We start from the raw sequence: 13,059 nt of genomic DNA, 5'->3' as shown, positions 1-13,059 counted from the left end.
ACGTCCTCAGTCGTAAAAAATCAATGCCAGCAGGGTCGCACCAATGCGCGACGTTCAGGATTCTTCGATGGTAACGGCAGTGCCTGGGGTGACCAGATCATAAAGTCTGATCACATCGGTATTGCGCATGCGGATGCAGCCATGGGATCTGGGTTTCCCCATGGGTTCGGTATCCGGTGTGCCGTGAATGTATATGAAGCGTCGGAAACTATCGACCCCGGGGCCACGGTTTATACCCGATTCACAACCGCACAACCAGAGTATCCTGGAGAGAATCCAGTCCCGCTCAGGATGGCGGGCGGCAAGTTCAGGGGTGTAGATTTCACCGGTTGGTCGCCGGGCAACAAACACGGTACCTGACGACTGCCCCTTACCCACCATGGCGCGGACATAATGCCTGCCACGGGGAGTGCAACCGCTGCCGTTTTGCTCTCCCGGACCGTTCAGGGCCGTGGATACCGGGGCCTGAAACAGCGGTTCGCCACCGGCGCCAATCAGCGTCAGGGACTGGGAGGCGATACTGATGTGGAGATGGGGAAAGGCCCCCTCTGGCGAGTTCATCTGCAGTTAAGCTCCCGACTGACAATGCCAGTGCTGAAGCCTAACCGAGAGAGAGCAAGTCAGGCAACCGGAGCCTGACCGAATGACGGCATCAGCATGGTGTCTTCGGCTTGCATGCCAGCTGCCAGGAACGGCACCAGGCGTGCAGCAATTTCCTGGACGGAGGTTTCCACACCCAGCTTGTTCTCGAGAATATCCCGCAACGCATCGCTACTGGACATGGTGAACGCGGTGGCCCCGAGCATGAACTGTATCCGCCAGTATCGATCCACCGCCGACAATTGCGGCGTGGCTTCTTTCAGCAGGCTCATGAAGCGACTGAAAGGCTGGCTGTATTCCTGCTCCAGGAACTTGCGCAGATGACCCTGGGACTGGGTATAGGCGAGCCCGAGCAGGCGCATGAAGATGGAAATGCCCTTCTCGTTACGCTGGGGCATGCGCACGGCGCTTTCCGTCAATGCCCAGAGGGTCTGATTGAGAGTCGGCGGTTTGCCCTCACAACGCTCCTCCAGCTCATCAAACGACGTTTCCAGGGTGGTGGAAAACGGTGTCAGGAACCGGGCAAACACGGCGTGGATCAAGGCATTCTTTGAGCCAAAGTGATAATTGACAGCGGCCAGATTTACTTTAGCCTTACTGGTAATCATCCGCAGCGAAGTTTCGGAGAACCCCCGGTCTGCAAACAGCTCCTCGGCGGCATCCAGGATGCGGTCAACGGTATCAGACTGAGCCATATTGTTATCAGTGCCTCTAGCAAACGTCTGTTTGAAACATACGTTTGAGACACCCTCATGTCAAGCTCTCTGCTCGGGTGATGCCGCCACTGACGCCCAGCCCCGGTCAATCGCCTCCTGATTGCCATCAAAAAAGGCTTTCTGAACCCGGTCGTAGGCCTTTTCCGCCTCCATCAGGTAGATCAGATAAAGCCGGATATACTCGCGGCGAGTCATGTTCCGGGCCAGGGTCCGGTGTTCCGACAGGGCCAGCAGCTCGCTGAACCGCGACGAACGCAGGGCTGTATTGAACTCCGCCATGCGGGCACACTGCCAGATCAGCCCCTCCTTTCCTTCCAGATGCTCGATATGCTTGCGGGCATCCCGCAACAACCGCTGCCGCATCACGATGAGATCAAGGTAGGAGGGGCGCGAAGTGTAGACTCGGCGAACGGCCGGCACCCCCAGCATGAGAATAATGACGAACGCGCCAAAGCCGCCGCCGGCAATCCATGCCGGCACAAACCCGGTCAGTCCGCTGAGGAAAATCAGCGCAGCCACCAGCGCGCTGAACAGCCAGAGGTCCCGGCTACGTCTGGCGGTGGCGAGGGAATAATTGTCAGGCCATCCCGACATGGCAAGGGTATCGAAATCCATCAGCAGTACGCGGTCGCACTGCTTCAGCATCAATCGCAGCTTCCTCTGACGGGACTCCGCCAGAGCTCTTTCAATGGCTGCTGGTTCCTCCGATGATTCGGCGGCACCGCCCTGCACTTCATCAGCCACTGCATCGGCGCTTGTCGCTTCCTCTGCCCGGCTCTCCGCTTCCGACGCAGCCTCCACCGCCCGATCGGTCGACGGGAAAGACTGCCTGGCAACGCGGGCATCGCCCCTGGCTTCGGCGGGCACATTCGGAGCGCCGGCCGCAGGCACAGGATCCGCCGCACGGCCCTGCCGCAACACTGGCTCTCCGGGATTCTGCGCTGTCTGTCGTTTTTCTGCCATAGCCCCTACCAACCAAGCCCTTGCCAGTGACCGCTCAAACCGGCCCCGCGATTATCCAATACTTGTGTATCGACCACTTTACGATAACCTTGACCCCTTGGCATCACGGCACCAGGTCGCTATGCTTTGCCGGTATTTCGCCGGCCCGAAGCTGCCGGCCCCACTATGAGGGTAGTCCATGTTCACTGGCATTGTTCAAGGCGTTGCCACCATTCAGGAAGTGTCCACGGCCCCCGGCCTGAACACTTACGCCATCCAGCTCCCGGCGGACCGGACTGAAGGCGTGACCATTGGCGCTTCTGTCTCTATTGACGGAGCCTGTCTGACCGTCACCCGTCAGGAAGGCGACTGCCTGTACTTCGATGCCATGCAGGAAACCCTGAGACTGACCACACTGGGAAAGCTGACCCAGGGCGACCGGGTGAACTTCGAGCGGGCAGCGCGCATCGGTGATGAAATCGGCGGCCACCTGCTGTCAGGCCACGTCCATACCACCGCGACCGTGGCGTCCATTGAGCGGCCTGAGAACAACGTCACCATCGAGTTTGAAGTGCCGGAGGCCTGGGCAAGGTACATCTTCCCCAAGGGCTACATCGCCATCAACGGTGCCAGCCTGACCATTGGCGAGGTGACCGGCAATCGCTTTAACGTCCACCTGATCCCGGAAACCCTGAGGGCCACCACATTTGGCGATATTCGGGAAGGTGATGTGGCTAATATCGAGATCGACAGCCAGACCCAGACCATTGTGGACACCCTCGACAGGCTGGGTTATGACCGCCCCGCTCCCAGGGACTGATGGCGGGCTGAAAACACCACGAATTTGGGATCGGCCTGCAACTGGGTAACCACAGGAAAATACCGTTGCAGGCTGCGGTGATAACCCAGGTGCCGGTTACCCACCATCAACAGCTGCCCGCTTTTCGCCAGATGCCGGGCAGCCTGCTGAAATAATCGCAGCGCGATGTGATCGCCCACCACGCCGCCCTCATGGAATGGCGGGTTGAGCAGGATCAGATCAAACTCTCCCGCGTCTTCCGGAACCCCGTCCCCATGACAGAAGCGGGTCTCTGCATCCGGCGCCAACCTTTCAACATTGTGCCGCGCACTGGCGACTGCCTGACTGGATACATCGCTGAACACCACGCTGAGCGCCGGCTGGGCGGCCAACGCCTCAAGCCCGAGAACGCCGTTGCCGCAGGCCAGGTCCAGCACTCTTGCCCCGGGCGCCAGCCTGGCGGCCCCATGACGAACGTCCGGCAGCAACAGCCGGGTACCGATATCCAGACGCTCCCGCGCAAATACTGCGGGAAGGCCACTGACACTACCGCCCTCACCCAACGGGTAGCCTTTCCACTGCCCCTGCCAATCTTCCAGCCCCTGCTCGCCCGGCCCGCATATCACCACGCGGGCTTTCTTGCGTGCGGGGCAGACCTGCTTCGTCCGAACCAGGTCGCTGAACAACTCAACACTCCGGTCCGGCAGGTGCTTGATCATACCACCGGCAATCAGGACGCCGTCGGGAGCCAGCACATCGTTTGCCCAGCGCAGCAGCCAGCTCAAATAATCCAGCTGCCGGGGAATCCGCATGACGATGACATCAAAAAGCCCTTGGGGCGGCGTCAGCCAGCTCTCCGGGGCTGCCACACGGACCTCTCCGTTCAGGCGACCGTTCAGGACCAGGGCCTCTCCCAGGCTGGCGCTGTCTGCCAATGATTCCGGGCCCAGGCTGCCGAGCCCCAGGGTGAGCGCACCGAACTGGTCATCCACCACCAGCACCCGCGAACCGACAGCCTCCGGCATCCGGGCATACACCTGTTCCAGCAGCAACTCATCGGCAGCATCCCAGGCCCGGAGGCTGCGATCCGTGTTGCCAGGGCGTTTCAGGGTCAGAGCGCCTTTCGGCGTTTGCAGGGTGTCATTTGTCATTTCGGGCACCAGATCAGGCGGTTTTACAGGGCGGGACCATTCTAGGCTGATTATTCTAGAAATTAACCCTAAAGTGCCCGTCAAGTTGATTTACAACCGATTCAGATGAGAGAGCCACTATGATTCGCGATTCCATCAAGAACCGCTTTGAGTCCGTCCAGGCCGCCGGCAAACGCGTTGAAGGCCAGTTGCGCCCGCAGCTCGACAAGGCATCCGCCGAACTGAAAAAGGTTCTGACCAATATGGGCGCCGACGTATCCGAGCCCCGCAGCCTGTCTGACGTGGTCAGCCAGATTCGCAGCAAGAACCCGACGTTCCGCGAACTGACCCTGCGTCTGGATGTCGCCACCTACGACCTGCGCAAGAAACTGTGGTGGGATGCCAACATGATGACCGCCTACTTTACCGATAAGGCGGGCAAAACCTACGAGGCCGAGGTCAAGCCCAAGCTCACCGAAGCCCGTAACCGCGCCGAATCCGAAGCACGCCGCCTGCTTGAGCAGGTACGGGAACTGACGCCACGCCGCACCGCCCGCGAGCAGGACGACACCAGCCGGGAAGAATGATTTCAGGTTGTCTCCCTTTCTTTTGGAAGCAGCCTTTTTGCCCCTCACCCCAGGGGCTTTTTTTCGTCCGGAGAAACGTTCCGCCGGTTATCGGCGCCTGGCGGAATACACGGTAAAACGCTTGTCGGATTGCAGCCGCGTCACCGGACCAATGCACTTGGCCATCAGCGCCTCATAGGGCAGAAAACTGTTGGCCACCAGCCTCAGTTCGCCCCCCGGCTGCAAGTGCACTGCCGCCTGCTGTAGAAAGCGCTCGGTCATTGAAATGTCTGTTCGCACCCCGGCGTGAAACGGGGGATTGGTCACTATGGCACGATACTTCCGGGTCACGCCCGCCAACCCGTCAGACGCCACAACATCCCCGAGGGCCCGGGCGTTGGCGTATGTCGCCTTCGCGCAGATCACCGCCTGGGACTGGACGTCTACCGCATCAACCGGGGAAGGCTCAATACCCTGCGCCTGCTGCCAGCACTGAAGCCAGCTGCCAATAACACCAGCCCCGCAGGCAAAATCCAGTGCATGCCCGCGGGAAAGAGGCTGTTCGGCCAGGCTACGCAGCAACATCGCCGTGCCGTCATCCAGCTCCCCGTCGCTGAAGATCCCGGGCAAGCCGGCCACATCCACGTTTACCCCTGCACATTCCACTGCATGCCATTGCATCCAGGCCTCAAGGTCAAAGGCGGAGACCGGCGTGAACGACTCAGCCAGCCACACCTGGCAATGGCGGGCGCTATCCACCTTGGCGGCATCGGGAGCAACCTCCTTCAGTTGCCGGACCGCCCCGGCAATCCCCTCGCGTTTCTCACCAATCAGGATCAGCCTGGCACCGTCATCCGCCAGCCAACGCGCCAGTTCCAGCCGGAAGGTCAATTCCGCGCGTGCCTTGGGCAGGAATACCACCACGGTATCGGCAGAAGCCGATTGCAGGGCCTGGTCGTCATAACCAAAGGCGGGAAGCCAGCCTTTCAGTACTGGAAATTGGGCAAATACTCCCGCGTGTTCGGTCATCGCCAGCCCACCGGCGGGCAAACGGGACAACAGGGCGGCATCGGAGAGCCCGATCAGGGCAAGGCGTCCCCGGATCAGGTCGCGATTTCTGAGCAGGGCCTCATGGGCATTGGGTAATGCAGACATTGGTTTGGAATATCCCGAACTGGTTTACAGGCGGCATACTCTAACCGGATTCGGACCTGGAGTCTCGGTCCATCAGACTCCAGGCCGGGGAGCTATGAACAGGAATGCGCTTACTTGTACCGTGCCACGGTACCGACCCGCAGGGCGTCTTCCGGAGACATCCCCCAGTCTTCCCGTTGTGCGGGTGGGCGGGGTTGCTCGCGCCTGTGGTTATGCTCGACAGAATCGTCAACGCTCTTGCGCTGGTTCAATGCATCCAGAGCTTTTTGCATCAATTCTCGCATTGCTCACCTCCTGACTGACTACGGTACAAGTGTACCGAAACCACCGGAGGCTATCTGTGATGACGACAGGGGTCAACAAGTGACCCTCGTCACGATTTATTGACACAAATTGACAGTTTCCGAATTACTTTTTCTGGCGACTGGCACGTACCGGACGCAGAATCAGCTCATCCACACTGCTCTGCTGCACGCCCTCAAGCTCCTGTTCACCGGAAATGGACAGCCCCATATCCCGTAATAAACCGTCAGCAACATCGTAGACAAATCCGTGGACCGTCAACGGCTGACCGCGACGCCAGGCTTCCTGCACAATGCTGTTCTGGCACACGTGCCCCACCTGCTCAACCACGTTGAGTTCACACAGGCGATCAACCCGATCCTGTTCGCTGGAGATCTCGTCGAGCACCGGCAGGTATTTGTCCCGCACATCCTGAACGTGGCGCAGCCAGTTGCTGATCAGTCCGAAACCTTCATTCAGCAAGGCTGCCCGGACACCACCGCAACCGTAATGCCCCACCACCATCACATGCTTGACCTTAAGCACGTCGATGGCGAACTGGAGCACCGACAGACAGTTGAAATCGGTATGAACCACCACATTCGCCACGTTCCGGTGCACAAACAGCTCACCGGGCAGCAAATCGACAATCTGGTTGGCGGGCACGCGGCTGTCCGCGCAACCAATCCAGAGGTATTCCGGCGCCTGCTGATTCGCCAGGCGATTGAAAAACTCGGGGTCCCGCGCTTTTATGCCATCCGCCCAGGACTCGTTATTTTTCAGAAGATGATCCAATTGCCCCATATACCATTCTCCTGCTGGTTATTCCGATAACGGAATTGAACGGTAATCAGCGGATTAACGCAATACTCAGTTGGTCGCAGCATCGTCGTCACCGTGTGAACTGTGCATGGTCGCCTGGGCCAGATCCAGCAACTCTCGCAGGGCCACCGAGAACATGGCGTACTCCGGCTCGCGAACACCCTTCAGCTCCGTCAACATGGATTTCCAGCGACTGATCATGGTGTCGTGCCGGGCCATCCAGTTGTCCACGCAAGCCGGCACTTCACCGGGTTTGCCAGCGAGTCTGAGTACGCCGGTGGTCAGTGCCCGCTGTTGCCAGTCCAGGTCTTCGCGGAAACTTTCCCGGGCCAGGGCCTGCCAGTGAGAGACCGGAAGCAGGGCCGCAATCGCATTGGCAAACCAGCTCAGATCCAGCTTCTCACCGAGGTCATAGTAAAGGTTGGCCACGGTTTTCAGGGGCATACCCGTTGCCTCGCGGGCTTCGATAATGCCCAATGAGGAATACAGATAGTTGGTACCGGACAGCACCGAAGCCAACTCTTTCGGCAGCCCCGCCCCGGTCAATTGGGTGAACCGCTTGTCCCAGTGGGCCCGCGCCTGCTCGCCCAGATAGTCCGGCAGATCGGTGGTAATTTTCCACACACTGTCGGCAAAGCGTTCCATGTGGGTCTGGATACTGAGCTCGGCACGGCGATTCCGCAGCAGCCAGCGTACCGAACGACGAATCAACCGCATCAGGTCATTCATCAACTCCATCTGCAACGGCGCCGGAATATGGAAATCCAGGGATTCGATCTTGTCCCACCAGGTATCCAGCCGGAATACATCCCGGGCAATGATCCACGCCAGGGCGATGGAGGCAGAGTCCGCCCCCGTGGACTGCGACAGGCGCTCCACAAAGGTAATGCCCATGTGGTTGACCATGTCATTGGCGATCTGGGTGGCAATAATTTCCCGCCGCAACTGGTGCTCGCCCAGCTCCCGGGAGAACTTGCGGGTCAGCGCCTGGGGAAACACCTTGTACATTTCACCGGCCAGCAACGGCTCATCGGGAAGCGTGCTGTCGATCAGCGCCTGTTTCAGGTCGCCCTTTACGTAGGAGATCAGCACCGACAGCTCCGGACGCGTCAGCCCCTTCTTGTCCAGCTTGCGCTCGGACAGGGTCTCGTCGTCCGGCAGGAACTCCAGAGAACGGTTGAGTTTGCCCTCGCTTTCCATGGTGTTCATCAACCGGCGATATTCCTCCATCCGCGTGCTCGCCTCTTCATTGGCGATACTGATGGCCTGGGTCTGACGGTAGTTATTCTTCAGCACCAGGGCAGCCACATCGTCGGTCATGTCCTCCAGCATGATGTTGCGTTGCTTGGAGGTGAGATCCCCCAGGGCCACCGCCCGGTTGAGCAGGATCTTCATGTTCACTTCATGGTCGGAGCAGTCAACGCCGCCAGAGTTGTCGATGAAATCGGTATTCAGCCGTCCGCCGTTGAGCGCAAACTCGATGCGGCCGAGCTGGGTCATACCCAGGTTGCCGCCCTCGCCGACCACCTTGCAACGAAGCTCGGCGCCATTGATGCGCAGGCCGTCATTGGCCTTGTCACCGACATCGCTGTGGGATTCGTTCCTGCCTTTCACATAGGTGCCAATACCGCCAATCCACAACAGGTCCGCCTGGGCCTTGAGGATGTGAGTGATCAGCATATTCGGCGGCACCCGGTCCGACTTGATACCCAGCAGTTTCTTCATTTCCGGGCTGACCGGTATCGACTTGGCACTGCGACTGAACACACCGCCACCCTTGGAAATCAGCTTGCTGTCGTAATCCGTCCAGGCGGAGCGGGGAAGCCCGAACAGCCGCTTGCGCTCCTTATAGCTCTTTTCGACATCCGGTGTCGGGTCGATAAAGATATGAACGTGATTGAACGCCGCCACCAGGCGGGTCTTCTCGGAACACAGCAGCCCGTTACCGAACACGTCACCGCCCATATCACCGATACCGATGGCGGTAAACTCATCGAGAGCCGGATTGATGCCGATCTCGCGGAAGTGTCGCTCAACGGACACCCAGGCGCCCCGGGCGGTAATACCCATTTTTTTGTGGTCGTAGCCGTTGCTGCCACCGGAGGCAAAGGCATCGCCCATCCAGAAACCGTATTCTGCCGACAGGCCATTGGCGATGTCGGAGAAGGTCGCGGTGCCCTTGTCCGCCGCTACAACCAGGTAGTGGTCGTCCTCATCGTGACGGATAACCCGCTCCGGCGGCTCAATGCCCGAGTCCACCAGGTTATCGGTAATATCCAGCAAGCCACGGATGAACGTCTTGTAGGCCTCGATGCCTTCCGCCTGGAAGGCTTCCCTGTCAGAAGGATCGGGGAGGCGCTTGGCGACAAAACCGCCCTTGGCGCCCACCGGTACAATCACCGCATTCTTCACCTGCTGGGCCTTCACCAAACCGAGAATTTCCGTACGGTAATCCTCGAACCGGTCCGACCAGCGCAGCCCGCCCCGGGCCACCTTGCCGCCGCGCAGGTGCACACCCTCCACCCGGGGTGAATACACAAAGATCTCGAACATCGGCAACGGCAGCGGCACGTCGGGGATCTGGGTCGGATCAAATTTCACACTGATGTAGGGTTTGTTGCTGCCCTGATCGTCAAGCTGGAAGTAGTTGGTTCGCAGGGTCGCCTGCATCAACTCCAGGTACAGCCGCAGCACGCGGTCCTCGCTCAGGTTCTCGACCGCATCCAGCCCGGCGCTGAACTCTATCTCCAGCTTCTGTTGCGCAGCCCTGCTCTTGCCCTCGCTCTGGTAGCGATCCGGATTGAAGCGGACCTCGAAGAACTCCAGCAGTGCCTGGGCCAGGTCCACGTGATTGACCAGGGTGTTGGAAATAAAGGTCTGACTGTTGGAGAAACGAATTTGCCTCATGTAACGGGCGTAGGTCCGTAACAGGGCAATCTGCCGCCAGCTCATGTAGGAAGACAGCAGTAACCGGTTAAAGGCATCGTTTTCCGCATCGCCATACCAGACCCGGCGGAACAGATCCTCGAAAATCGGGCGAATACGGTGGATATCCACCACATTGCCACTGTACGCCTGGAGGGTGAAATCGTGGATCCACACGACCTTGCCGTTACGGTCGGTCACCTCGAAGGGATGCTCCCCGATCACCCGGAACCCCAGGTTGTCGAAAACAGGCATGACGTCCGACAGGGGCAACGGTTCATTCGCATAGAACAGCTTGAAGTGAAGGGTGTTCTCGTCCTCTTCCAGGGCGCGGTAGAAACTCATCGTGAGTTGGCCATCGGCGGCGCCGGTGATGTGCTCCAGGTCGATGGCGGCACGCCGGGGGGAGAACATGTCGGTATAGCTGGGCGGGAAGCCGCCGGAATATAACCGGTACAGCTCGTTACCCTGCTCCTCGCCATAGACTTCGTTGAGCGCCTCGGCCAGCCCGTCACGCCAGGACTGGGCCAACTCAATCACCTTCTCGCGAATTTCGGCAATGGGCAGCTGGCGATTCTCAACCTGGGGAACGCGAATGGTGAACTGCACCCGCGCCAGCACCGACTCTGAAAAGTGGGTGACGAACTCGATGTCTTCGGCTTCCAGCCGGTCCAGCAGGACCTGCTCCACCTTCAGGCGCAACTCGGTGTTGTAGATATCCCTCGGGAAGAACGCCAGGCAGGTCACGAACTGGCCGTACACGTCTTCCCGCATGAACAGCTCGATGCGACGCCGCTCCTGGATATAGAGGATATTCTTGGCAACAGTGAGCAGCTCCTGGGGTTCAATCTGGAACAGCTCATCCCGTGGATAAAGGGTCAGGATCTGTTCCAGTTCCTTGCCGGCGTAGTCATCCCGCAGAAAACCGGATCTTTTCATTACGGTCTGGAACTTGCGCCGCAGCAGCGGGATTTCATCTGGGCGTTCGTTGTAGGCGCGGGATGTATACAGGCCCAGGAAACGCCGCTCACCCACCACTTCGCCCTGGCTGTTGAATTTCTTGACCGCGATGTAGTCCGGGTATGCCGGGCGGTGAACCCGCGACCGCTGCGCTGATTTGGCAAAGATAAAAATATCATCGCTACGGGTCATTTCGTGGCGTGTGCGCTGGGGCAGTTCGTTCAGCCGAACCTTGTCGGGGCGTTCGTTGTTGACCCGCAATATCCCCAGTTCGGAATTCTCCACGCGACGGACCACCATGCCGCTCTTGTCCTTCGCGAAATCGTATTCGTCATACCCCAGGAAGGTGAACCGGTCAGAGACCAGCCAGTTAAGGAATGCCCGGGCCTCCTCTTTGTCTTCATCACTGATCCCGGCATTGGTGGCATCCAGTTCGGAGATGATTTCATTCACCTTGCCGGTCACCACCGGGAAATCCTCAACCGCAATCCTCACTTCGTGGAGAATGGTCTGCAGGACATCCTCCAGCTCCTTGAGATCGGCCGTGGCACTGTGACGGTCAATTTCCAGAACGATGAAGGCTTCGTACTCGGACCCCGCACTCGATTTCTTGGTGGAGTGCAGTTTTTGAAGCTTGCCACCCTCATCGCGATCCACCCGCAGGATGGAATGCTGGATCGAGTGAGTGCCGATTTCCCGTTGATTGATGGCGATACGAATAGAATCAATCAGGAACGGAATGTTCGGGTGCAGGATAAAGATGACGGTATGGGTCGACTGCCAGCCATCGCTCTCCAGATCCGGATTGAAAACCGATACCGGCGTCTTCTCGGTGCCGCGTTTTTGCAGGAATTGCCAGGCTGCAAGGATGGCGCCGTAGGTATCCGAGAATCGTCGACTCACCAGCTCTTCGAGGGGAATATGGGCGTAATGCTGCTTGGCAAATTCACTGATTCTCTTTGCTTCCGTCTTCGCGATTTTCTGAGCGAAAGCATCAGCCAGCTGTTCAAAAAACTGTTCCTTGCTGGCAACCGTCAGCGCATTCATAGTCGACCTCAGTAAGTGTGAATTAAACGTAATCAGGGTATTGTCACATAAGCATAGTCAAGCCCTTGATTTTTGCCGCCCAGATGCGAAAACTGCGGCAAATACTTAGGTAAAGAGCCTCCACACAGGAACAACCACTACCCATGTCACTACAGCATACGTTTGGGGAACTCCGGTCTCAGTTAGCGAAAAGGATTATAGGCCAGGAAAAACTGGTGGACCGGCTGCTGATCGCCCTGCTCGCCGACGGACACCTGCTGGTCGAAGGCGCCCCCGGTCTGGCCAAGACTACTGCGATCAAGGCACTGGCCGATCATCTGGACGGAGATTTCCACCGCATCCAGTTCACTCCGGACCTGCTGCCATCGGATGTCACCGGCAGCGAAATCTATCGCGCTGAAACCGGCCAGTTCGACTTCCAGCACGGCCCCATCTTCCATAACCTGGTGCTTGCCGATGAAATCAACCGCGCGCCGGCCAAGGTACAGTCGGCACTGCTGGAGGCCATGGGCGAACGACAGGTCAGCGTGGGCATGCGCACATTTCCGCTCGATCCGCTGTTCATGGTGATGGCGACCCAGAACCCCATCGAGCAGGAAGGCACTTATCCACTGCCTGAGGCGCAGCTGGACCGGTTCCTGATGCACGTGGTCATTGACTACCCCTCCGCCGATGCCGAAAGGGCCATCCTCCACCTGGCCCGGAACGATTACCGCCAGGGTCAGCCTGCCGCCGCGATTCGTCTGAGTGCGGATCAGGTGTTCGAGGCGCGGCGTGACATTGCGGACATCTACATGGCCGAACCGGTCGAGCAGTACCTGCTGGCGCTGGTGCTGGCAACCCGTGACCCACAAGGCCTGGACCCGGAACTGGCCCGCTGGACCGCCTTCGGCGCCAGCCCCAGAGGCACCATCGCCCTGGACCGCTGCGCACGCGCCCTGGCGTGGCTGGAAGGTCGTGACTATGTCAGTCCGGATGATGTCCGCAACATCGCGTTTGATGTGCTCCGTCATCGTATCCTACTGACGTTCGAAGCCGAGGCCGAAGGCATGACCGCCGATGCAGTGATCCAGCGATTGATCGATCATGTCCCTGTCACCGCCTGATTACAGCCG

General features: G+C 59.1%; 11 protein-coding genes. 3 read left to right on the top strand and 8 right to left on the bottom strand.

Features of this window, described 5'->3' with window-relative positions; translation table 11 throughout:
• Positions 1 to 54 precede the first annotated feature (54 nt).
• The 3 genes from ACJO5Y_RS02355 to ACJO5Y_RS02345 are packed head-to-tail and all read right to left on the bottom strand — an operon-like array spanning position 55 to position 2,279.
• Positions 55 to 561, bottom strand: coding sequence for a L,D-transpeptidase family protein (locus ACJO5Y_RS02355; protein WP_406984775.1), 507 nt, complete (start codon positions 559 to 561; stop codon positions 55 to 57).
• 59 nt (positions 562 to 620) lie between these two features.
• Positions 621 to 1,295, bottom strand: a complete 675-nt coding sequence (locus tag ACJO5Y_RS02350; protein WP_406984774.1) for a TetR/AcrR family transcriptional regulator — start codon at positions 1,293 to 1,295, stop codon at positions 621 to 623.
• 60 nt (positions 1,296 to 1,355) lie between these two features.
• Positions 1,356 to 2,279 (bottom strand): hypothetical protein, encoded by a 924-nt coding sequence (locus ACJO5Y_RS02345; protein ID WP_406984773.1) that lies wholly within the window; start codon positions 2,277 to 2,279, stop codon positions 1,356 to 1,358.
• A 178-nt stretch (positions 2,280 to 2,457) separates the two neighbouring features.
• On the opposite strand from ACJO5Y_RS02345, the gene ACJO5Y_RS02340 reads away from it, so the two are divergent.
• Positions 2,458 to 3,078 (top strand): riboflavin synthase subunit alpha, encoded by a 621-nt coding sequence (locus tag ACJO5Y_RS02340; RefSeq protein WP_406984772.1) that lies wholly within the window; start codon positions 2,458 to 2,460, stop codon positions 3,076 to 3,078.
• Here the strand turns inward: ACJO5Y_RS02340 and ACJO5Y_RS02335 are convergent.
• Positions 3,051 to 4,208, bottom strand: coding sequence for a class I SAM-dependent methyltransferase (locus ACJO5Y_RS02335; protein WP_406984771.1), 1,158 nt, complete (start codon positions 4,206 to 4,208; stop codon positions 3,051 to 3,053). The genes ACJO5Y_RS02340 and ACJO5Y_RS02335 overlap by 28 nt on opposite strands.
• 119 nt (positions 4,209 to 4,327) lie before the next feature.
• Here ACJO5Y_RS02335 and ACJO5Y_RS02330 point away from each other — a divergent pair, with 119 nt between their 5' ends.
• Complete coding sequence (locus tag ACJO5Y_RS02330; RefSeq protein WP_406984770.1) at positions 4,328 to 4,774, top strand: hypothetical protein; 447 nt, start codon at positions 4,328 to 4,330, stop codon at positions 4,772 to 4,774.
• An 87-nt stretch (positions 4,775 to 4,861) separates the two neighbouring features.
• Here ACJO5Y_RS02330 and ACJO5Y_RS02325 read toward each other — a convergent pair whose 3' ends face one another.
• From ACJO5Y_RS02325 to ACJO5Y_RS02310, 4 genes are all read right to left on the bottom strand, one after another.
• Positions 4,862 to 5,908, bottom strand: a complete 1,047-nt coding sequence (locus ACJO5Y_RS02325) for a methyltransferase (RefSeq protein WP_406984769.1) — start codon at positions 5,906 to 5,908, stop codon at positions 4,862 to 4,864.
• Between the two features lie 110 nt (positions 5,909 to 6,018).
• Entirely contained in the window at positions 6,019 to 6,192 is a 174-nt protein-coding gene (locus ACJO5Y_RS02320; RefSeq protein ID WP_406984768.1) for a hypothetical protein, read from the bottom strand.
• Between the two features lie 124 nt (positions 6,193 to 6,316).
• A complete protein-coding gene (gene can, locus ACJO5Y_RS02315) occupies positions 6,317 to 6,994 on the bottom strand; it encodes a carbonate dehydratase (protein WP_406984767.1) in 678 nt (225 codons plus the stop codon).
• A 66-nt stretch (positions 6,995 to 7,060) separates the two neighbouring features.
• Complete coding sequence (locus ACJO5Y_RS02310) at positions 7,061 to 11,944, bottom strand: NAD-glutamate dehydrogenase (RefSeq protein ID WP_406984766.1); 4,884 nt, start codon at positions 11,942 to 11,944, stop codon at positions 7,061 to 7,063.
• Positions 11,945 to 12,087: 143 nt separating this feature from the next.
• Between ACJO5Y_RS02310 and ACJO5Y_RS02305 the strand changes: the two genes are divergently transcribed.
• A complete protein-coding gene (locus ACJO5Y_RS02305) occupies positions 12,088 to 13,050 on the top strand; it encodes an AAA family ATPase (RefSeq protein ID WP_406984765.1) in 963 nt (320 codons plus the stop codon).
• The last annotated feature ends 9 nt before the right edge of the window (positions 13,051 to 13,059 follow it).

Origin of the sequence: Marinobacter alkalisoli, from assembly GCF_045449855.1 — a bacterium.
Classification (GTDB): Bacteria; Pseudomonadota; Gammaproteobacteria; order Pseudomonadales; family Oleiphilaceae; genus Marinobacter.
The sequence above is the reverse complement of the archived record's forward strand: the minus strand, read 5'-3'. Positions and strand labels throughout refer to the sequence as shown.